The sequence below is a fragment of the Streptomyces sp. NPDC058240 genome, assembly GCF_042882135.1.
GTDB lineage: Bacteria > Actinomycetota > Actinomycetes > Streptomycetales > Streptomycetaceae > Streptomyces.
Genome location: NZ_JBHVWT010000004.1, coordinates 39,531 through 60,808 on the forward strand (window position 1 = coordinate 39,531; position 21,278 = coordinate 60,808).

The window sequence follows — 21,278 nt, forward strand, 5'->3', positions numbered from 1 at the left end:
GGATGATCCGTGGTGCTTGAGGTGGTGCTTGAGGTGGTGCTTCAGGTGGTGCGTTCGCTTTTTCTGAACACTGTTCTGTAGAGCAGAACAGTGCCTGGATATTACGTGCAGCTCCGGGGCCGGTCAAGACCCTTTCGGACCCCGGAAGGGCCGTTTCCGCGCTTTCTTCACAGAGAAAGCGCGTTCGAGCCTTCCCTGAGGCACTACGCTGTTCTGCTATGACGAACAGTGCTGCCCCAGAAGAACCGAAGTACTGGGTCAAGAGCGTGGCCAGGGCAGCGGACATCCTCGAGGCGCTCGCCGCCCCCGCACAGGGGAACGGCCTGAGCGTCACGGAGGTCGGCCAGGCCTGCTCCATCTCCAAGAGCGCCGCCTTCGGCATGCTCCAGACCCTCCGCGCCTACGGCCTCGTCTCGGACGACGGCGAGGGCATGAACCGCCGCTACCGGCTCGGCATGAGCCTGGCCAGACTCGGCGACCGGGCCCGCTCCCAGGTGTCCCTGCGCGGGGTCGCCCACCCGGTCCTGCGCGAGCTGACCCGGGCCACCGGTATGGCGTCCAGGCTCGCCGTGCCCGAGGACGGCCACGCGGTCGTCGTGGACCAGGTCGGGCTCGACCAGCGCGTCCGGCTCGATCTGCGGATGGGGCAGCGCGAGCTGCCGCACTGCACGGGCCTGGGCAAGGCGCTGCTCTCCGCCGTGCCGCCGGGCGAGGCGGCCGCGGTCGTCGAGCGGTTCGGGCTGCCCCGGCGCACCTCCCGCACGATCACCGACCCGGCGACCTTCCTGTCGCATCTGCGCGACATCGCCCGGGTCGGCTACGCCCTGGACGACGAGGAGGACGCCGAGGGCATCATCTGCATCGGCGCGCCGGTCTTCGACGACCGTTCGGTATGTGCGGGGGCGGTCTCCATCACCGGCCTCAAACTCGGCCTGCCGGCCTGGCGCTACCAGGAACTGGGCGGCCAGGTACGGGACGCGGCCCGCCGGATCAGCCTCTCGCTCGGCTGGGTCGACGACTCGGACGGTGCCTCGTCCGACACCGACACGTCGCATTCCGACGGAATCGGGTCTTGACCAAACGGCGTAACCCGCCGTAGGTTCCCTGCCAACCGCGGTGACACTCCATGGTCACCGGCGATTTACCCCTTCCGGCCTGGTTCCGGCGCCTGCCCATCGCGCCGTGGACATCCGGCGACCGGACCCTTTTCAGCCATCCGCCTCATGGCAGTCCCCCGCAGGAACGCTCCCTCACTTATCGCACTTCTCGGAAGGCGAAGTCCGCATGAGCGTTCCGCACCACCACACCCCCGCTTCGTCCCGCCGGAATCTGTTGCGGGCTTCGGGTCTGGCCGGTCTGGTCATGGCCGGTTCGGCCGTGGCCGCCGGTTCCGCGCAGGCCGCGCCCTCGCACACCGGCGATGTGCTCCGCGTCGACACGGTCGCCGCACTGCGCGCCCTGAACACCAAGCCGCTCGACGACGGCACCCAGGTCCTGATCGCCGGCTACCGCACCCCCGGCGACGGCGGCTCCATGGCCGTGCGCTGGCACAGGAAGTCCGACGCCGCACACAACGGCGGCACCGTCATCGCCCCCGCCAAGAACAGCACCGGCCGCTGGCACCAGCTCCACACCGGAACCCTCGACTTCCGCACCTTCGGCCACTTCGACGCGAAGACCCCCGCCGACGCCGCCCTCGACGCCATGATCGCCGACAACAGCGTCCACCGCATCGAAGCCCACACCGACCTCCTCTTCACCAAACGCCACCTCTTCGACCGCTCGAACATCGAACTCGACTTCGGCGGCCACCACATACGCACCGAAGGCATCGAGAAGAACACCCACGACAACCCCTTCGGCGCCGTCCTCTCCTTCCGCGGCACCGTCACCGACACCACCGTCGAGCACACCCTGGGCGCGGCGATGCCGGACCTCTCGGACCTCTTCGAGGTCGGCGACTCGTCGAAGTTCGCCGTCGGCCAGTGGTGGGCCGTGGAGATCGACGCCCTGGCGGGGAAGTACGAGAAGGAGATCCAGCGTCTCGTCCAGGTCACCGATGTCGTCGACCCGACGCACATCCGGGTCAACTACCAGATCGGCTGGGACCTGGCGGCGGGCCGCACGCTGACCTGGACCCGGGTCGAGCCCGTCGACCGCGCCCACGTCCGCAACATGGTCTTCGAGGGCTGGGGCGAGGACGAGATGACCGGCTCGCACCCGGTCGCCTACGAGTACGCGGTGCGCTGCGACGTCTCCGGGATCGAGGCCATCGGCACCTTCTGGCCGGTGGTGATGCGCCGCTGGTGCACGTACTACCGCACCGAGCAGTGCTCGCTGACCAACCCGAAGTCCGTCACCTACGGCGGCGCGGGCTACCTCACCCAGCAGATCTACTGCCTGTACGGGCACGTGGAGGACTGTCACACCTCCAACGCCCGTCACCTCAACGACTTCACGGCCTCCGCCTACTGCTACGTCACCAACTGCCACGGCGACGGTGACGACGAGGGCCCGTTCGTGACGCATGGCCAGTTCGAGCACGACCTCGTCTACACCGGCAACTCCGGGCTGATGACCTTCGCCAACTCCGGTGCCGCCTGGGGCGGCAGGGCCAAGCGGATCACCGTGCGCCGGCACGCCTGCTCCTGGTTCGTCGCCCGGGTCAAGATCACCGATCTGACCCTGGAGGACGTGCTGGTCATCGGCAAGAAGTCCCTTGCCGGCTCCGGAATGCTCTGGGTCAACGCCGACGGTGTGCAGATGCGCGGCTGTACGGCCACAGGTCCGCTGATCGTCTCCCGGGCCTCGGACCTCTCCGCCCGCCCCAATGTGATCGCCGACTCCTCGTTCGCGTTCGCGGCGGGCGCGGAGATCACCCAGGCCAATGTCACCGCGCCGCTCACCATCCAGCGCAGCACCCTCAAGGGCGTCGACGGCGCGGTCCTCAACGGCACCGGACCGCTCACCCTGGACCAGTGCACGCTGACCGGTTCCAAGGACACCGCCCCGGTCTCGCTCGCGCACGCCGACATCACCGTGCTCGGCGGCGAACTCCGCGACACCGGACTGAAGCTGACCTCGGCGAAGGACCAGCGGCTGCGCGTCGACGGAACGCGTCTGGGCGGCACCAACAAGGACGCCGCCCTGCTCGCCCGTACCGGCTCCGGACGGACCGTCGACTGGCAGCTCACCGGCCTCGACTCGACCGCGCCCAAGGGCACCGCCCATGTGCTGGTCACCGAGGGCCCCAACCGCTACCGGGCCACCGGCTCCACCTTCACCGGCGGCCGGCTCGAACTGCGGCCCGCGGCGTTCGGCGGCACCTCCAGCCATCTGCTGCACACCGGCTGCGTCGAGGACGGCACCGAGCGCACCGCGCTGCCGGACGAGGGCGACCGCGTCGCCCACACCGCAGCCACGCTGCGGTTCTGACCACCTCGGGGCCTCTCGTTCGGATCAGGCCGGGCTCGCGGGGTCCGGCCTGATCCGAACGAAAGACCCCAACCCATCGAGCACCAGGGATTCCCGTGTCCACGCATACCCCGATCACCGACCGGCCCGTACGGGTCGCGCTCGTCGGCGCCGGCAACCGCGGTCTGACGTACGCCGAGTGGATCAAGGCGCACCCCGAGCGCGCCGAGCTCGTCGCCGTCGCCGATCCGCGCCCCGCGGCGCGGGCCGCCGCCGGCGCACCCGTCGAGTTCGACGACTGGCGGCCGCTGGTCGAGAACCGCATCGCCGACGCCGTCGTCGTCGCCACCCAGGACCGCTTCCATGTGGAGCCGGTGCTGGCGCTGGCCGAGGCCGGTTACGCGATCCTCGCCGAGAAGCCCCTCGCCCCGACCGAGGAGGAGACCCGGCGGATCGTCGAGGGCGTGGAGCGGTCCGGGGTCCTGTTCGCGGTGTGCCACGTCATGCGGTACACCCCGTACACCGACCTGGTGAAGGAGGTCGTGGACTCCGGCGTGCTCGGTCAGCTGGTCTCCCTCGACCATCTGGAGCCGGTCGGCTGGTGGCACTACGCCCACAGCTATGTGCGCGGGCCGTGGCGCAGCGAGAAGGACTCCTCCCCGATGCTGCTCGCCAAGTCCTGCCACGACCTGGACTGGATCACCTACGTGATGGGCGGCCGGATCGAGCAGGTGTCGAGCTTCGGCGGACTGAAGCACTTCCGGCCGGAGAACGCTCCGGCCGGGTCCGCCGGGCGCTGTCTCGACTGTGCGGTCGAGGCCGACTGCCCGTACAGCGCGCTGAAGCTGTACATGCCGACGCTGCGCGAGAAGGGCGCGGTCTGGCCGGTCACCCATGTCACCGAGGCGACCGACGAGGCCGGTCTCGTCCAGGCGCTGCGCGAGGGCCCGTACGGCGTCTGCGCGTACCGCAGTGACAACGACGTGGTCGACCACCAGGTCCTCGCCATGCAGCTGACGGACGGGGTGACCGCGACCTTCCAGATGGTGGCGTTCACCGAGCAGACGCACCGCCAGACCCGGATCTTCGGCTCGCACGGCTGGCTGATCGGCGACGGCGAGCGGGTCACGGTGCAGGACTTCCGGACCGGCGAGTCCACCGTCCATGAACTCGGCACGTCCGGTTCGAACGCGGCCGACGGGCACGGTGGCGGGGACGCCGCGCTCGTCGAGGCGTTCGTCACCGCCGTCGCCACGGGTGATGCCGGGGCGGTCCGCTCCGGTCCCGCCACCTCGCTCGGCAGTCATCTCGCGGCGTTCGCCGCCGAACGTGCCCGGCACACCGGCACCGTCCAGACGGTCCCGGCGCAGTGACTCCCCCTGAAGGGCCTGTCGTTCGGACCGGACCGGGCTCCCCCTCTTCCCGCCCCACCCTCACGTCCTCGGAGGACCACCTCATGTCCCGTCTCCTCACCCGCCGTTCCAGAGTCCGTGCCCTGGCCGCCCCCGTGCTGGCCACCGCGCTCGCCGCCGGTGTGCTGGCCGGCTGTTCCGGCAGCGGCAGCGACGGCAACACCGTCACCATGTGGACCTACCCGGTCATCTTCGACGAGGCCAAGAACAAGGCGTACTGGGACGGCCTGATCAAGGCGTTCGAGAAGGAGCACTCGGGCGTCGAGGTGAAGGTGGAGACCTTCCCGTGGGCCAACCGCGACACCGCGCTGGCCACCGCGATCGCCTCCGGCAAGGGCCCGGACGCGGTCTACCTGATCCCCGACCAGCTGCCGAAGTACGCCAAGAGCATCGTCCCGGCCGACGACTACATGCCGGCCGACGCCAAGTCGGACTACACGGACTTCGCCCTGAAGTCCGTCACGGTCGACGGCAAGGCCCTCGCCACCCCGATCCTGACCAGCGCCAACCCGCTGATCTGCGACAAGCGGGTGTTCGCCGCGATCGGCGAGAAGACCTACCCGACGAGCTGGGCGGAACTGGAGGCGCTGGCCCCGAAGCTGAAGGAGAAGGGCTACTACGCCACCACCTACTACGGCGACACCCAGCAGACACTCAACATGACCTTCTACCCGCTGCTGTGGCAGGCCGGCGGCGACGTCTTCTCCGAGGACGGCAAGAACGTCACCTTCAACGACGCGGCCGGTGTCAAGGCCCTGACGTACCTGAAGAAACTCGTCGCCGGCGGCTACACCGACAAGGACCTGGTCACGACCACGCCCAAGCTGGAGCAGACCCCGACCGCCAAGGGCAAGGTCGCCTGCACCTGGCAGAACACCCCGGCGGACGTCGAGCCCTTCTGGGGCAAGGAGAACATCGTCGTCCAGCCGCCGATGAAGGACGCGAAGTCGGTCGGTTACGGAACGGTCGGCGCGCTGTCGATGCTGAAGGGCGCCGACAAGAAGAACACCGGTGACTGGCTGAACTTCGTCGCCGAGTCGAAGAACGCGGCCGGCCTGCAGAAGGCCGCGGGTTACTTCCCGGCCCGCAAGTCCGGCGGCGACCTGTACCCGGGCGACGCCCTTCAGACGGCGGTCGGCGCCACGCTGCCGAGCATGACCGTGGGCCCGCTCCAGGACAAGGCCCGTGAGGTCCAGGGCGTGCTCGCGCCGGAGATCCAGGCGGCGCTGCTGGGCAAGAAGAGCCCGCAGGAGGCGCTGAACGCCGCGCAGAAGGCCGCTCAGGCGATGCTCGGCCGCTGATCGGGCGGGTTCCGGGATCCGGCCGCACCCGGATCCCGGAACCGCCCTCCCCCGGGCTTCGCCCCCCGATCCCCCGTAATTCCCCCGTACCGCAAGGAGATCCCCGTGGCAGTCGTCGCGGAACCAACCCGCCGGGGCCGTCGCAGCGGGCCGCAGGCGCGCCGCGAGGCCCGGATCGGCCTGCTCTTCGTCCTTCCGTGCTTCCTGCTCTTCCTGGCGTTCCGGTTCGGTCCGGGCATCGCCGGGGTGCTGATGAGCTTCACCGACTACACCCTCACGGGCGGCGGCAGCTTCATCGGGCTGGACAACTTCACCCGCCTCTGGGACGACCCGCTGTTCTGGCAGGCGCTGAAGGTCACGGTCCTCTACACCGTGCTCGCGGTGCCGGGCACGCTCGTCGCCTCGGTGTCCCTGGCGCTGATCACCCGCCGCGCGTTCCGCGGCGCCAAGTTCTTCCGGTCGGTGTTCTTCCTGCCGGTCGTCACCTCGCTGGTGCTGGCCGCCACCGTCTTCGTCTGGATCTTCTCGACCGGTGGGCCGTGGTCCACCCTGATGAGCTGGTTCGGGATGTCCGAGGGCTCCTGGCTCTCCGACGACGTGCTGGTGCTGCCCGCGCTCGCGATCGTCGGCGTCTGGTCCCGCTTCGGGTACGGGATGCTCATCCTGCTGGCCCGGATGCAGGACATTCCGCGTGAGCTGGAGGAGGCGGCCCTCACCGACGGCGCGGGCCCCTGGCAGCGGTTCCGGTACATCGTGCTGCCGCAGCTCAAGCCCGCCCTGTTCTTCCTCGCCGTGATCGAGACGACGGCGTCGTTCCAGGTCTTCGACGCGGTCTACACGATGACCGGCGGCGGCCCCGCCAACGCCAGCTACACGCTCGTCTTCCAGCTCTACGACGCGGGCTTCAAGTACTTCGACCTGGGTTACGCCTCCGCCATCGGCGTCGCGCTCTTCGCGCTGACCGTGGTGGTCGCGGTGATCCAGCGGCTCGTGATCGGGAAGGACCAGTGACCATGACCGCAGCACCCGCAGAGACCGAGACCCCGCCCGCGCCGAAAGCCCCCGCGGCCCCCGACCGGGCCGCGCGCCGCGCCGAACGCAAACTGCGCAAGCTCTCGGAGCAGGACACCGTCCCGTACGGCATGCGGCCCACCCGGGCCGGCCGGATCGGCCGCGCCGTGCTGCTGACGGTGGCCGCGCTCGTGACGGTCTTCCCGTTCTACGCGATGGTCGTGCTCTCCCTGAAGCCGTCCGCGGCGGTCGAGTTCCCCGGCAGTCTGCTGCCGTGGCCACTGACCGGCGAGGCGTACGACACCGTCATGAACTCCCAGGACGTGCCGCGCTGGCTGTTCAACACGCTGATCTACTCGGTCGTCTCGGTCGTCGGCGTGCTGCTGCTCGCCTCGCTCGCCGGGTACGCCTTCGCCAAGAAGCGCTTCCCGGGCCGGGAGACGATGTTCTGGTCGTTCCTGTCGATGGTGATGGTCCCGTACCACGTCACGATGATCCCGACCTTCGCGATGATCGCGAAGCTGGGCGGCGTGGACACGTACTGGGGTCTGATCGTGCCGACCCTCGCCAACGCCCAGGCGGTGTTCCTGATGCGGCAGTTCATCCAGGGGCTGCCGGACGAACTCTTCGAGGCGGCCCGGCTCGACGGCTGCAACGAGTGGCAGATCTTCTACCGGATCGTGCTGCCGCTGCTGAAGCCGATCCTGGCCACGCTCGGCGTCTTCGTCTTCCTGTGGCACTGGAACGACTTCCTGTGGCCGCTGGTCATCGGCCAGTCCACCGACATGCGCACCCTCACCGTCGGCATCGCCTCGCTCCAGCAGCAGAACGTGCCGCTCAATGTGGTGCTCTCCGGCTCCGTCATCGCGTTCGTGCCCATCTTCGCCGCGTACATGGTGGGCCAGCGCTACTTCACCGAGGGCGTCACCGCGTCCGGAATCAAGGGATAGCCACCAATGTTCACCGATGAGGCCGCACTCGAAGAGCGGCTCGCCACCCCCTCCCCCGCGCTCGTCGCCGATCTCGGCCGCCTAGAAGGCGATCTGCTGGTGCTCGGCGCCGGCGGCAAGATGGGCCCCAGCCTGTGCCGGCTCGCCCGCCGGGCGCTGGACGCCGCGGGCCGCCAGGACGTGACCGTGTACGCGGTCTCCCGCTGGTCCGACAAGGCCGCCGCGGACGAGCTGGAGGCCGCCGGGGTCTCCACCGTGGCCTTCGACCTGATGGACCCGGCCGCCGATCTGGCCGAACTGCCGGACGCCGGGAACATCGTCTTCATGGTCGGCGCCAAGTTCGGCTCCGCCGGGGCCCCCTCGCACGCCTGGGCGGTGAACGCCGCGATGCCGGACCGGGTGGCGCGCCGCTGGTCGGGGGCACGGATCGCCGCGTTCTCCACCGGCAATGTGTACCCGCTGGTGCCGGTCTCCTCCGGCGGCTGCACCGAGAGCGACCCGGTCGGCCCGGTCGGCGAGTACGCCATGTCGTGCCTGGGCCGGGAGCGGATCTTCGGCCACGCGGCGCTGACCCGCGGCACCAGGGTCGCCAACATCCGCCTCAACTACGCGGTCGACCTGCGCTACGGTGTCCTCGCCGACATCGCCTACCGCGTACAGGCGGGCGAGCCGGTCGATGTGACGACCGGTCACGCCAATGTGGTGTGGCAGGCGTACGCCAACGAGGTCGCCCTGCGCTCGCTGCTGCACGCCACCGACGGCGAGGCGTTCACCCTCAACCTCACCGGCCCCGAGACCGCTTCGGTGCGCCGCATCGCCCAGTGGTTCGGCGAGGAGTTCGGCAAGGAGCCGGTCTTCGCCGGCGAGGAGGCGCCCACCGCGCTGCTCTCCGACGCGAGCCGCTGCCACGCGCTGTTCGGCTACCCGGATGTCGCCCTGCGCACCCTCGTCGAGTGGCAGGCCGGCTGGCTGCGCCGCGGGCTGCCGCTGTCCGGCAAGCCCACCAAGTTCCAGGTCCGTGACGGAAGGTTCTGATCCACTCCATGTCCACTCCCTCCCTCGTGTCGACCCCCGCCCTGGCCGCGCTCGCCCACGGTGCCGTGATCCCCGCGCACCCGCTCGCCCTGCACGACGACGGCTCCTTCGACGAGCGCCGGCAGCGTGCGCTGACCCGCTACTACCTCGCCTCGGGCGCGGGCGGCGTCGCCGTCGCCGTGCACACCACCCAGTTCGAGATCCGCGAACCGGAGGTCGGCCTGTTCCGGCCGGTCCTGGAGCTCGCCGCCGAGACGATCGACGCCGAGGCCGGTCGGCCGTTCATCAAGGTCGCCGGTGCCTGCGGCTACACGGCGCAGGCCGTCTCGGAGGCCGAGACCGCCGCCGAGCTCGGCTACGACGCGGTACTGCTCAGCCCGGCCGTGCCCGGCGCGGACGAGAAGGGGCTGCTGGAGCGGGCGCGGGCGGTCGGCGAGGTGCTGCCGGTGATCGGCTTCTACCTACAGGAGGCCGTCGGCGGACGGTATCTGTCGCCGCACTTCTGGTCGTCGTTCACCGATCTGCCGAACACCGCCGCGGTGAAGATCGCCCCGTTCGACCGCTACCGAACCGCCGATGTCGTACGCGCCGTGGCCGCCGCGGACCGGGCCGACGAGGTGGCGCTGTACACCGGCAACGACGACGACATCATCGGTGATCTGCTCACCCCGTACGAGACGGCGGGCGGCACGCAGCGCTGGTTCGCGGGCGGGCTCCTCGGCCAGTGGGCCGTGTGGACCGGCTCCGCGGTGACGCTCCTGGACGATGTCCGCAGGGCGCGCGGCGGGGACCACGAGGCGATGGTGCGCTGCCTGGCCCGGCGCCCCGAGCTGACCGATGCCAACAGCGCGGTCTTCGATGTGCGCGGCGCGTTCCGCGGCTGCATCGCCGGGGTGCACGAAGTGCTGCGCCGGCAGGGCCTGTTGGCGAACATCCGGTGCCTGGACCCGGCCGAGACGCTCTCGCCCGGACAGGCCGAGGAGATCAGCCGGGTGGCCGCGGCCTACCCTTGGCTGACCGATGACGCCTTCGTTGCGGAGCACCTCGATGCCTGGCTCTCCTGATCCTGCCGATCGCTCCCGCGTGGTCGTCGCCGTACCGCCGGACCTGCGGGCCCAGTTCTTCACCGCCGAGGTGTGGCGGAAGCTGGAGCGGGCGGCCGAACTCACCGTCGTCGACGACCACTCCGACCGGGCGGCGGTCGCGGCCGCGCTGCCCGGGGCCCGTGCGCTGATCACCTCGTGGCGGGCGCCCCGGGTGGACAGCGAACTGCTGTCCCACGCCGACCGGCTGGAGCTGGTGGCGCACACCGGTTCGGCGGTCGCGCCCTATGTCACCGAGGAGGTGTTCCGGCGCGGCATCCTGGTCACCCAGGCCGGTGACGAGATGGCCCGCCCGGTCGCCGAGGTGGCCCTCGCGTTTACGCTCTCGCTGCTCCACCGCGTCCACCGCTTCGACCACGCGCTGCGGGGCGGGCTGGAGTGGGCGGCGGCGAGCGAGGCCCCGCCGCGCCACGAGATCCACGGCAGCGACATCGGCGTGATCGGTGCCTCCCGCACCGGGCGTGCCTACATCGCCCTGGTACGGGCGATGGGGGCGCGGGTGGGCGCCACCGACCCGTACCTGTCCGATGCGGACGCCGAGGCGCTCGGCGTGGAGTCCGTACCCTTGGAGACGCTGCTCTCGCGCAGCAGGATCGTGGCCGTGCACGCCCCGGTCACCGAGGAGACCCACCGGATGATCGGCGCCGAGCAGCTGGCGCTGATGCCGGACGGGGCGGGTCTGGTGAACACCGCCAGATCGTGGCTGGTCGACGAGGACGCGCTCCTCGCCGAGCTGGCCCGGGGCCGGCTGGACGCGGCGATCGATGTCTTCGACGACGAGCCGCTGCCCACCGGCCACCCCTTCCGTTCCCTGCCGAACGTGCTGCTCACCCCGCACCAGGCGGCGGGCAGCGTCGAGTGCCGGCAGCGGCTCGGCGCCAGCGCGGTCGACGAGGTGCTGCGGCTGCTCGCCGGACACCCGCCGGTCCACGCCGTCTCCGCCGACGCCCTCGCCCGCCTGCACTAGGCCCTGGTGCGACAAGGCCCCAGATGGCCCCAACCCCCGTACCGTTCAGGAGATTTCACTTCATGCGACTGATGCGCATCGGCGAGCCTGGCCACGAGCGCCCGGTCCTCGTCTGCCCCGAGGGCCGTCACTACGACCTGTCCGGCATCACCGACGACATCGACGGCGCGTTCCTCGCCGCGCTCGCCGACAATCCGCATCTGGTGCCCGCCGAGCCGGTGCTCCCGGAGATCGACATCACCGGTCAGCGGATCGGCGCGCCCGTGGCCCGGCCCTCCGCGCTGCTCTGCATCGGCCAGAACTACGCCGCCCACGCGGCGGAGTCGGGTGCCGAGCCGCCCGAGCAGCCGATCCTCTTCTACAAGTCGCCGAACACCGTCGTCGGCCCGTACGACGACGTCCTGATCCCGCGCGGCTCGAAGAAGACGGACTGGGAGGTGGAGCTGGCCGTCGTCATCGGCCGTCGCGCCTCCTACCTGGACTCCCCCGCCGACGCCGCCGCGCACATCGCGGGCTACGCCGTCAGCAACGACGTCTCCGAACGCGCCTTCCAGCTGGAGGAGTCGGGCGGCCAGTGGTCCAAGGGCAAGAGCTGCGCCACGTTCAACCCGCTGGGCCCGGTGCTGGTGACCGCCGACGAGGTCAGCGACCCGCAGCGGCTGCGGCTGCGCAGCTACGTCAACGGCGAGCCGCGGCAGGACTCCAGCACCGCGGACATGATCTTCAGCGTGGCACATCTGGTGCACCATCTGTCGCAGTACCTGGTGCTGGAGCCCGGCGACATCGTCAACACCGGTACCCCGCAGGGCGTGGCGCTGTCCGGTCGTTTCCCCTACCTGGGCCCGGACGATGTGATGGAGGTCGAGATCTCGGGCCTCGGCCGGCAGCGCAGCGTCTGCCGGCCCGCATAACGGAAGCCGCAAGGCGGCTCAGTCCTCCGGGAGTTCGACCGGGGCGATGTCGTCGAAGACGTCGCCGGGGCCGGGGTTCGTCGCATCGGTCGCGCCGCCGAACTGGGTCATCACGCCCCAGACGGCGTTGAGCGCGGTCTGTACGGCGCCCTCGGCCCATCCGGCCGTCCAGGAGATGTCGTCGCCCGCGAGGAACAGGCCCCGGCGGTCGGCGGGCAGCCGGTCCTGCATGAAGTGGGTGAACAGCCGCCGCTGGTAGCGGTAGTGGCCCGGCAGATTGGCCTTGAACGCCCCCATGAACCACGGCTCGTTCTCCCAGGAGACGGTCACCGGGTTGCCGATGATGTGCTTCCTGATGTCGATGTCCGGATAGATCTCGCCGAGCGACTTGAGCATGACGTCCATGCGCTCGTTCGGGGAGAGCGGCAGCCACTTCAGACTGTCGTCGCACCAGGTGTACGAGAGACAGATGACGGCGGGCCGGTCGGGGCCGTCGTCCAGCAGGTACGTCCCCCGGGTCATCCGGTCGGTGAGCGTCATCGACATGGTGTCCCGCCCCGTGGCCGCGTCCTTGTCCAGCCAGAACGGCCGGTCGACGGGCACGAAGAGCTTGGACGACTCCATGTAGTGGGTGCGCTCCATCGCCGTCCAGTGGTCGATCGGGAAGAGCGCGTCGTCGCAGTCGATCTTCGAGAGCAGCAGCCAGGACTGCCCGGTGAAGATCGCGGCCGGGTAGGTGCGGATGTCGCCGGTGGCGTCGGTGACGGTGATCCGGTTGCCGGCGGTGCGGTTCAGCCGGGTCACGGCGGGGCGCGGCTCGCCTTCGTGCAGCGAGGACAGGGACGTGCCGAGCGGCCAGTGGACGATCTTCTGCGGCTCCCGGTCCCAGAGCCGCAGCGGGAGCTGCTGGCTGCCGCCGACGATGCCGCGGTGGTGGTCGTCCGCCTCGGTGTAGACGACGCGGAGGATCTCCAGGATGGAGTTGGGGAAGTCGGTGTCCCAGCCGCCGGTGCCGAAGCCGACCTGGCCGAAGATCTCCCGGTGCCGGAACGACTTGAAGGCGTCGGAGTCGCAGAGGAATCCGTAGAAGGTCTGGTTGTCGAGCTTCTGGACGAGCTTCGCCCAGATCTCCCGGATGCGCGGCACGTCGCGCTCGCGCATCGCGCGGTTCATGTCGGAGAAGTCCGCGCCCTCCTCCAGGCACCGGTTCCAGGCGTCCATCACATCGCGGTAGACCTGCGGCAGGTCGTCGATGGTCCGCGCGTAGTGCGACTCGCCCTTGAGGTCGACGACGGTCGACGGGGTGGCCGCGGAGAGCGGGTTGGGGAACGGCCTGGTCTCCAGGCCGACCAGGTCGATGTAGTGCTGGAGCGCGGTGGAGGACGGCGGGAACCGCATCGCGCCCATCTCGGCGGTGAGTTCCGGGTCGCATCCGTCGAACCCGACGGTGCGCAGCCGGCCGCCGATCTCGTCCGCCTCGTAGACGACGGGCTTGAGCCCCATCTTCATCAGCTCGTACGCGGCGACGATGCCGGAGAGTCCGCCGCCGATGACGGCGACCTCGGTGCCGTGTTCGGTCGCGGGTATCTGGCCGATGCCGGCCGGGTGCGCCAGGAAGTCGTCGTACGCGTAGGGGAAGTCCGGTCCGAACATGGTGATCGGCTCGGTGGCGTCGGTGTGCTGGACGGCGTTGGGCACCGTGGACGTCATGGGGCAGGGACTCCTTGCGCGAATGAAGGTGGAACGGAGGGGTGCGGGCTCAGAGGCTGTCGGGTGACCTCCGATCGGAAAGCGGACGCGGTCTGGTGCGTGCGATTCCAAGGCGCCGGGATGTCCTCGGATGGGGCCTCCCCTGCTCGAACGAAGTTGAGAGTTCGGGGAAGGAGCTACTAGGGCATTTCAGCAACGCGGGAAGCGTGCGTGCCAGACCTTGGCTGCCCGATTGGAGGTCACCCGACAGCCTCTCAGACGAGGGAGCCGTACAGACCGGGGCGGCGGTCGTGCAGATACGGGTTGGCGGCGCGCGAGGCACTCAGGAAATCGGGGTCGACCTCGCCGACGGCCAGTTCCTCGCCGCGTCCGGCGCGGGTGCGGACGGTGCCGTCGGGGCCGGCCAGGCAGCTCAGCCCGACGAACTCGAACTCGCCTTCCGGGCCGGTCCTGTTGACGTACGCCACGTACATCTGGTTCTCGAAGGCACGGACCGGCACGACGGACTCGGCGACGAACTGGAAGGGGTGCATCTGCGCGGTGGGCACCAGGAGCAGATCGGTGCCCGCGAGGGCGTGCGCGCGGACGTTCTCCGGGAACTCGACGTCGTAGCAGATCATGATCCCGACGCGTACGCCGTCCAGTTCGGCCTGGACCACGGTCTGCTCGCCCGGGGTGAACCACTCCTGCTCGAAGCCGCCGAAGAGGTGGGTCTTGCGGTAGTTCGCGAGCGCCGCCCCGCCCTCCCCGATGAGCTGCGCGGCGTTGAAGATCCGCTCGCCGGCGCGCTCCGGGTAGCCGTAGAGGACGGCGAGCCCGTGCCGTGCGGCGATCTCGCCGACGGCCAGGGCGGACGGCCCGTCGGCCGGCTCGGCCAGCCGGGGCACATCGGCTCCGATGGCGTATCCGGTCAGGAACAGTTCGGGGCAGACCAGCAGTCGCGCCCCGGCGTCGGCCGCCCGCCGTGCGGCTTCGCCGAGCGTCTCGATGTTCTCGTCCACGTGCCCGGGTCGTCCGGAGCTCTGGAGCAGGGCGGTGCGCAACGGCGGCATGGCTGACCTCGGACGGTGCGGGCGGGGCGGGGACGTATCGACGGTACGGTCCGCCGCTCGCGCCCGACAAGGCGCGAGCGTTGCGCGTACACCGTCGATCCATTGCGCGCCGACAGCCACCGGCGGCGATTCATTGCGTGGGGCGTCTCCGCAGGTCAACAGGGTGACCCAGGTCTCACGCGGGACAGCCGGCAGGCCCGCCCGGCACCTACTCCGGCGCGCCCGAGGAGTACCGGCGCAGCAGTGGCGACAGCACCAGCACGGACTTCGTCCGCTCCACGTACGGCTCGCCCGCGATCCTCTCCAGGACCTGCTCGAAGTGGCGCATGTCCGCGGCGAAGACCTGCACGATCGCGTCGGCCTCGCCCGTCACCGTGGACGCCGAAGCGATCTCCGGATAGCGCGCGAGCCCCTGCTTGATCGCCTCCGGCGAGGTGTTGCGGCTGCAGTAGATCTCGATGAACCCCTCGGTCTCCCAGCCCAGCGCCGCCGGGTCCACCCGGACCGTGAAGCCGGTGATGGCGCCCTCGGCGCGCAGCCGGTCCACCCGGCGTTTCACGGCGGGCGCGGACAGGCCGATCATCGCGCCGATGTCGGCGTAGGAGCGCCGGGCGTCTTCGGCGAGGGCGTGGACGATGCGTTCGTCGAGGTCGTTCAGGCGCACTTCGGGCGGGTCACTTCTCTGCGATGGCCGGTGTCGGAGGCGGCGCGGGCCGCCCCCGAAGTAGACCATGGCGCGCCCGGCCGGGCGCGCTCACCGCAGGGCGTGACCGGTCAGAACGGGAACCGCGAGCGGCCGTGCTGCACCGAGATCCACTTCTGGCTGGTGAAGGCCTCGACCATCGCGTCGCCGTTCAGCCGGCCGAGGCCGGAGCTCTTCTCGCCGCCGAAGGGGACGATCGGCTCGTCGTGGACCGTGCCGTCGTTGATGTGGATCATGCCGGTGTGGATGCGCTGCCCGACCCGTACGCCGCGCTCGATGTCACCGGTGTGCACCGCACCGCTCAGGCCGTACGGGGTGTCGTTGGCGATCCGTACCGCCTCGTCCTCGCCGTCGAACGGCACGAGGAGCGCGACCGGCCCGAAGATCTCCTGGGACAGGACGGGGGAATCGGCGGCCAGCCCGGTCAGCACGGACGGGCTCACCAGATTGCCGTCGGCCCGGCCGTGCAGCAGGGCCGTCGCACCGGCCGCCACGGTCTGCTCGACGAGCGAGGAAATGGCCTCGGCCTGCGAGGAGTTGATCAGCGGGCCGATCACGGTCTCCGGGTCGGCCGGGTCGCCGACCGGCAGCGAGGCGACCTTGGCGACGAACTTCTCGGTGAACTCCTTCTCCACCGCCCGGTCGACCAGGATCCGGTTGGCGGCCATGCAGACCTGGCCCTGGTGCACGTACCGGCTGAACACGGCCGCGTCCACGGCGTAGTCCAGATCGGCGTCGTCGAGGACGATCAGCGCGCTGTTGCCACCGAGTTCGAGCACGGCGCGCTTGAGGTTCGCCGCGCAGACCGTGGCGACGTGCCGCCCCACCTTGTCCGAGCCGGTGAAGGAGATGACCTGCGGAACGGGGTGCTCCAGCAGCGCGTCACCGATCTCGGCGATGTCGGTGACCACGACGTTCAGCAGGCCGGCCGGCAGCCCGGCCTCCTCGAACACCTTCGCCACCAGCGTGCCGCCGCAGACCGGGGTGTTCTGGTGCGGCTTGAGCACCACCGCGTTGCCGAGGGCCAGGGCGGGGGCGACCGACTTCAGCGACAGCAGGAACGGGAAGTTGAAGGGGCTGATGACGCCCACGACGCCGACGGGCACCCGGTAGACACGGTTCTCCTTGCCCTCGGTCGGCGAGGGCAGTATCTGCCCGGCGGGCCGCAGCGCGAGCTGGACCGACTCCCGCAGGAACTCCTTGGCGAGGTGCAGCTCGAAGGCCGCCTTCAGCCGGGTGCCGCCCAGTTCCGCGACGATCGCGTCGCCGATCTCGGACTCGCGCTCCTCGACGATGCGCAGCGCCCGCTCCAGCACCATCCGCCTGGCGTACGGGTTGGTGTCGCCCCAGGCCCGCTGGGCGTCCTGCGCGGACCGGTAGGCCTGGTCCACCTCGTCGGCCGTGGCGACCGTGATCGAGGCGAGCTTCTCACCGTTGTACGGATTGAAGTCGATGATGTCCCAGGAGCCCTTGCCCGGCCTCCACTCTCCGTCGATGTACTGATGAGCCAGGTCGGTGAAGAAGGACATGAGATCCCTTACCACGGAGGAACGGGCAGTTGATTGGGCTTCATGTTACTTACATTCCAATGGGGTTGAACCGGATAGTCGCGTCGGCCGGGGCCGGAACCGGACATCCGTGCCATCCGGTGAAAGCACCCGAAAACGCCGGTGCCCCTCCGGGCCCGAACGGCCTGGAGGGGCACCGGCGTTGCGGCACTTCGGGATCAACTCCAGCTGGCGTGCAGCGGCTTGCCCTCGGCGTATCCGGCGGCGCTCTGCACCCCGACGACCGCCTTCTCGGCGAACTCCGCCAGGGAGGCCGCACCGGCGTAGGTGCAGGAGGAGCGGACGCCCGCGATGATCGAGTCGATCAGGTCCTCGACGCCGGGCCTGGCCGGGTCGAGGAACATCCGCGAGGTGGAGATGCCCTCCTCGAAGAGCGCCTTGCGGGCCCGGTCGTACGAGGACTCGTCCGAGGTGCGGTTCTTCACGGCGCGCGCGGACGCCATGCCGAAGGACTCCTTGTAGAAGCGGCCGTCGGCGGACTGCTGGAGGTCGCCGGGCGACTCGTACGTTCCGGCGAACCAGGAGCCGATCATCACGTTGGACGCGCCCGCGGCGAGCGCCATGGCGACATCGCGCGGGTGCCGGACGCCGCCGTCCGCCCAGACGTGCTTGCCGTACTTCTTCGCCTCGGCGGCGCACTCCAGAACGGCGGAGAACTGCGGCCGGCCCACACCGGTCATCATCCGGGTGGTGCACATGGCGCCGGGGCCGACACCGACCTTGATGATGTCCGCGCCGGCCTCGACGAGGTCGCGCACGCCCTCGGCGGCGACGATGTTGCCCGCGACGATCGGGACGTGCGGGTCGAGCGCGCGGACGGCCCGGACCGCGCTGATCATGGACTCCTGGTGGCCGTGGGCGGTGTCCACGACGAGCGTGTCGACGCCCGCGTCGAGAAGCTGCTTGGCCTTGCCCGCGACGTCGCCGTTGATCCCGACGGCGGCGGCGATCCGCAGCCTGCCGTCGGCGTCGGTTGCGGGGGTGTACAGGGTGGCGCGCAGGGCGGCCTTACGGGTGAGGATGCCGACGAGCCGGCCCTCCGCGTCGACGGCGGGGGCGAGCTTGCGGTGGACACCGTCCAGCTTGTTGAACGCGTCGCGCGGGTCGATGTCCGCGTCGAGCAGCACCAGGTCCTTGGACATGACCTCGGAGAGCTGGGTGAAGCGGTCGACGCCGGTCAGGTCGTGCTCGGTGACGACACCGAGGGGCCGCTGTTCCTCGTCGACGACGACGCCCGCGCCGTGCGCGCGCTTCGGCAGCAGCGACAGTGCGTCGGCGACCGTCTGGCCCGGGGCCAGCACGATCGGCGTGTCGAGCACCAGGTGCCGCGTCTTCACCCAGGAGATGACGTCGGTGACGACCTCGATCGGGATGTCCTGCGGGATGACGACGAGCCCACCGCGGCGGGCGATCGTTTCGGCCATCCGGCGGCCCGCGATGGCGGTCATGTTCGCGACGACGAGCGGGATGGTGGTGCCGGTGCCGTCGGGCGAGGAGAGATCGACACCCTGGCGGGAACCGACTGCCGAACGGCCCGGGACCATGAAGACGTCGTCGTACGTGAGGTCGTACGGGACCGAGGGGGACTCTGTGTAACGACCAGTACCGGGCTCAAGAAAACGCATAACGCTCATTTTTTCACACGAAACGGAGCAGGTCGCTTCCATGAAGACACAACAAAGGGCACCCGCGTTCGTATGTTCCTCCGAAGGAACCGGGCGGGAGTCCCGGGCAAGTGGAACCTGCCTTGCCCGCGGACCCTACCCGAAGGACGTTCGAATCATTCCCGATCATCTTCCCTGGACCTGGTGACAAGGGGTCGGGTAGCTTCAAAGCCGCAGGTCCCGTGGGTCTCGTCTACGCCCCGGAGGAACAGCCGGAAGGGTCACAACTTCCGTCACACGTACGACCGGAGAGGATCACGACCCACCCGTGGAGAGCGAACTGCCGGACATCTACTGCCCGTTCCCCCAGCGAACCAACCCTCACGTCGGGCACACCAGAGTCCACCTCGACGAATGGACGCGCAACACCGGGCTGGTGCACCGTGATTCGGCCAGGGACCGCTTCGCGCAGGCCGACTTCGGCTCATTCGTCGGCATGGTGTACCCAACCGCGGACAGCAAGAATCTCGACCTCGTCGCCGACTGGTTCGTATGGCTGTTTCTCGTCGACGACCAGCTCGACGACGGCCATCTCGGCCGCAGCCCGGAGCGGGTGCGGGACGTGGTCGATCTGATGCGGACCGTGATCGAGGGCGACACCCCGGGCACCCTGCCGGAGGGACAGCTGCCCGCCGCCGTGATCGCCCTGGCCGATCTGTGGGAGCGGACGACGCCGACCGCCGCCGCGCACTGGCGCACCCGGTTCTGCTGGCACCTCACCACGTATCTCACGACGGCCACCACGTGGGAGGCGGGTAACCGGGCCGCCGGTGTGGTGCCGTCCGAGGAGACGTACATCGCCAAGCGCCGTCACACCGGCGCGATACATGTCTGCATGGACCTGATAGAGATCGTCGCCGGGATCGAGGCTCCCGAGTCGATCCACAACGACTCCCGGTTCATCACCGCGCTGGAAGCCTCGTGCAATGTCGTGTGCTGGGCCAACGACGTGTACTCGTACGAGAAGGAACAGGTGCTCGGCGAGATCCACAATCTCGTCCATCTGGTCCGGCACCATCGCGGCTACAGGGAGCGGCAGGCGCTCGAACACGTCTGCGCGGAGATCGCGGCGGAGACGGAGCGCTTCCTCACCGCCGAGTCCGAGCTGCTGGCCGCGTACCCGCAGCTGTCCTGGATGCTCACGCCGTACCTGGAGGGCATGCAGAGCTGGATGCGCGGCAACCTCGACTGGTCGCGGCAGACCCCGCGCTACAACCCGGCCGACGTGAGTCAGTACGAGGAGCCGGAGGAGTACCTGGAGGCGACGGTCCTGGGCGTGGCACGGGACTGAACCACCGGGCCGGACCCCGTCCGGACGGGGCACGCGCTGTCCGGACGGTTCGGTGGCCGCCGTCCGCTGGGGCGGCGGTGGCCGCCCCCGGACCGCTCAGTCCCCGTCCGGATCGGCCCGCTCCAGCGCCGGCCGCTGCGGCGCCGCCGACTCGGTCAGCAGATAGTCGGCCGCAGCCGTGTCCGTCACCAGGCTGGTGACGAGCCCGGACCTCAGCACCGCCCCGATCGCCGCGGCCTTGCGCTGACCGCCCGCGATCGCCACCACCTCGGGGATCCGGCGCAGCCGGTCGGCCTCGACCGTGATGCACCGCTCCCCCAGGTCCCGGCCGACCCGCCGCCCCTCGGTGTCGAAGAGGTGCGCCGACATCTCCGCCGCGACGCCGAGCGACGCATAATGCGCCCGCTCCTCGTCGCTGAGCATGTCGTGGACGGTCGAGATGCCCGGCTCCCAGGAGCCGATGGAGACCGCCGCGACCGTGACCTTGTCGAAGTAGTCGAAGGCGCGGGCGATACCGGTCTGGTGGCGCAGCGCGGCGGCCGTGGCCGGGTCGGGCAGCAGCATCGGCGCGTAGATGGGGTGGGCCTCGCCGCCGGACACCTGGGCGGCCCGCCGGACCGCCTCGACGGAGCCGCGCTCGGCCGTCCCCGCGTCGTACACCCCGGTGAGCTGCACGACCGTGCACGGCGGCAGCCGGTCGAGCGCCGCGGCCATGTGGATGGTGGACCGGCCCCAGGCCAGACCGAGCACATCGCCCTCGTTCACCAGTTCGCCCAGGAGATCGGCCGCGACCTCGCCCAGGTTCTCCGGGTCCGGTGCGTCGTCCTGCTCCTCGGCCGGGGATTCGACGACGACCGCGTGGCGCAGCCCGTAGCGGGCCCGGAGCGCGTCGGAGCGCTCGGCGTCCAGCTCGGCGGGGACGCGGATCTCGATCCGTACGAGGTCGCGCTCAAGAGCCGTCTCCAGGACCCGGGCCACCTTGAAGCGGCTGACGCCGAACTCCTCGGCGATCTGGATCTTCGACTTTCCTTCAAGGTAGAAGCGGCGGGCCATGGCCGCCGCCTGCACCAGCTCCGCGGGCCCCATCCGCAGGGCGGACCGGCCCGCCGACATTGCAGACACCGCGATCTCCTCACTGCTGTTCACACTCTCGATACGCCGTTCATCCTGTCAGATACGGCGTTCC

At 70.1% G+C, this 21,278-nt stretch carries 17 protein-coding genes; 11 read left to right on the forward strand and 6 right to left on the reverse strand.

Going from position 1 to position 21,278, the window contains the following annotated elements; translation table 11 throughout:
• Positions 1–218: 218 nt before the first annotated feature.
• The 10 genes from ACFVX4_RS10240 to ACFVX4_RS10285 all read left to right on the forward strand — a co-directional run bounded on the left by ACFVX4_RS10240 (position 219) and on the right by ACFVX4_RS10285 (position 12,104).
• On the forward strand, positions 219–1,076 hold the full coding sequence (locus ACFVX4_RS10240; RefSeq protein ID WP_389974108.1) for an IclR family transcriptional regulator: 858 nt from the start codon (positions 219–221) through the stop codon (positions 1,074–1,076).
• A gap of 208 nt (positions 1,077–1,284) precedes the next feature.
• A complete protein-coding gene (locus tag ACFVX4_RS10245) occupies positions 1,285–3,435 on the forward strand; it encodes a peptidase C14 (protein WP_389974110.1) in 2,151 nt (716 codons plus the stop codon).
• A gap of 95 nt (positions 3,436–3,530) precedes the next feature.
• Positions 3,531–4,787, forward strand: a complete 1,257-nt coding sequence (locus ACFVX4_RS10250) for a Gfo/Idh/MocA family protein (RefSeq protein WP_389974113.1) — start codon at positions 3,531–3,533, stop codon at positions 4,785–4,787.
• An 83-nt stretch (positions 4,788–4,870) separates the two neighbouring features.
• Entirely contained in the window at positions 4,871–6,127 is a 1,257-nt protein-coding gene (locus tag ACFVX4_RS10255) for an ABC transporter substrate-binding protein (protein WP_389974116.1), read from the forward strand.
• A gap of 105 nt (positions 6,128–6,232) precedes the next feature.
• A complete protein-coding gene (locus tag ACFVX4_RS10260; protein ID WP_389974119.1) occupies positions 6,233–7,138 on the forward strand; it encodes a carbohydrate ABC transporter permease in 906 nt (301 codons plus the stop codon).
• Between the two features lie 2 nt (positions 7,139–7,140).
• Positions 7,141–8,088 (forward strand): carbohydrate ABC transporter permease, encoded by a 948-nt coding sequence (locus tag ACFVX4_RS10265; RefSeq protein ID WP_389974122.1) that lies wholly within the window; start codon positions 7,141–7,143, stop codon positions 8,086–8,088.
• Positions 8,089–8,094: 6 nt separating this feature from the next.
• Positions 8,095–9,123 (forward strand): NAD-dependent epimerase/dehydratase family protein, encoded by a 1,029-nt coding sequence (locus ACFVX4_RS10270; RefSeq protein WP_389974125.1) that lies wholly within the window; start codon positions 8,095–8,097, stop codon positions 9,121–9,123.
• Between the two features lie 8 nt (positions 9,124–9,131).
• Positions 9,132–10,187, forward strand: coding sequence for a dihydrodipicolinate synthase family protein (locus ACFVX4_RS10275; RefSeq protein WP_389974128.1), 1,056 nt, complete (start codon positions 9,132–9,134; stop codon positions 10,185–10,187).
• Positions 10,171–11,193 carry a hydroxyacid dehydrogenase gene (locus ACFVX4_RS10280; RefSeq protein ID WP_389974131.1) on the forward strand — a complete coding sequence of 341 codons (1,023 nt, stop codon included), beginning with the start codon at positions 10,171–10,173 and terminating at the stop codon, positions 11,191–11,193. The genes ACFVX4_RS10275 and ACFVX4_RS10280 overlap by 17 nt, the downstream gene beginning before the upstream one ends.
• 62 nt (positions 11,194–11,255) lie before the next feature.
• Complete coding sequence (locus ACFVX4_RS10285; RefSeq protein ID WP_389974134.1) at positions 11,256–12,104, forward strand: fumarylacetoacetate hydrolase family protein; 849 nt, start codon at positions 11,256–11,258, stop codon at positions 12,102–12,104.
• A gap of 18 nt (positions 12,105–12,122) precedes the next feature.
• Here ACFVX4_RS10285 and ACFVX4_RS10290 read toward each other — a convergent pair whose 3' ends face one another.
• The 5 genes from ACFVX4_RS10290 to ACFVX4_RS10310 form a co-directional block, all read right to left on the reverse strand.
• Entirely contained in the window at positions 12,123–13,814 is a 1,692-nt protein-coding gene (locus ACFVX4_RS10290) for a flavin monoamine oxidase family protein (protein ID WP_389974137.1), read from the reverse strand.
• A 254-nt stretch (positions 13,815–14,068) separates the two neighbouring features.
• Positions 14,069–14,866 carry a carbon-nitrogen hydrolase family protein gene (locus tag ACFVX4_RS10295; protein WP_389974140.1) on the reverse strand — a complete coding sequence of 266 codons (798 nt, stop codon included), beginning with the start codon at positions 14,864–14,866 and terminating at the stop codon, positions 14,069–14,071.
• A gap of 208 nt (positions 14,867–15,074) precedes the next feature.
• The gene (locus ACFVX4_RS10300; protein ID WP_189543760.1) at positions 15,075–15,530 is read right to left on the reverse strand and encodes an Lrp/AsnC family transcriptional regulator; all 456 of its coding nucleotides are present in this window, start codon (positions 15,528–15,530) and stop codon (positions 15,075–15,077) included.
• 110 nt (positions 15,531–15,640) lie between these two features.
• Complete coding sequence (locus tag ACFVX4_RS10305; RefSeq protein WP_266422024.1) at positions 15,641–17,098, reverse strand: aldehyde dehydrogenase family protein; 1,458 nt, start codon at positions 17,096–17,098, stop codon at positions 15,641–15,643.
• Positions 17,099–17,295: 197 nt separating this feature from the next.
• Positions 17,296–18,762 carry a GuaB1 family IMP dehydrogenase-related protein gene (locus tag ACFVX4_RS10310; RefSeq protein WP_389974143.1) on the reverse strand — a complete coding sequence of 489 codons (1,467 nt, stop codon included), beginning with the start codon at positions 18,760–18,762 and terminating at the stop codon, positions 17,296–17,298.
• Positions 18,763–19,069: 307 nt separating this feature from the next.
• On the opposite strand from ACFVX4_RS10310, the gene ACFVX4_RS10315 reads away from it, so the two are divergent.
• The gene (locus ACFVX4_RS10315; RefSeq protein WP_389974146.1) at positions 19,070–20,092 is read left to right on the forward strand and encodes a terpene cyclase; all 1,023 of its coding nucleotides are present in this window, start codon (positions 19,070–19,072) and stop codon (positions 20,090–20,092) included.
• A 96-nt stretch (positions 20,093–20,188) separates the two neighbouring features.
• On the opposite strand, the gene ACFVX4_RS10320 is transcribed toward ACFVX4_RS10315, so the two are convergent.
• Entirely contained in the window at positions 20,189–21,205 is a 1,017-nt protein-coding gene (locus tag ACFVX4_RS10320; RefSeq protein ID WP_093541023.1) for a sugar-binding transcriptional regulator, read from the reverse strand.
• Positions 21,206–21,278 lie beyond the last annotated feature (73 nt).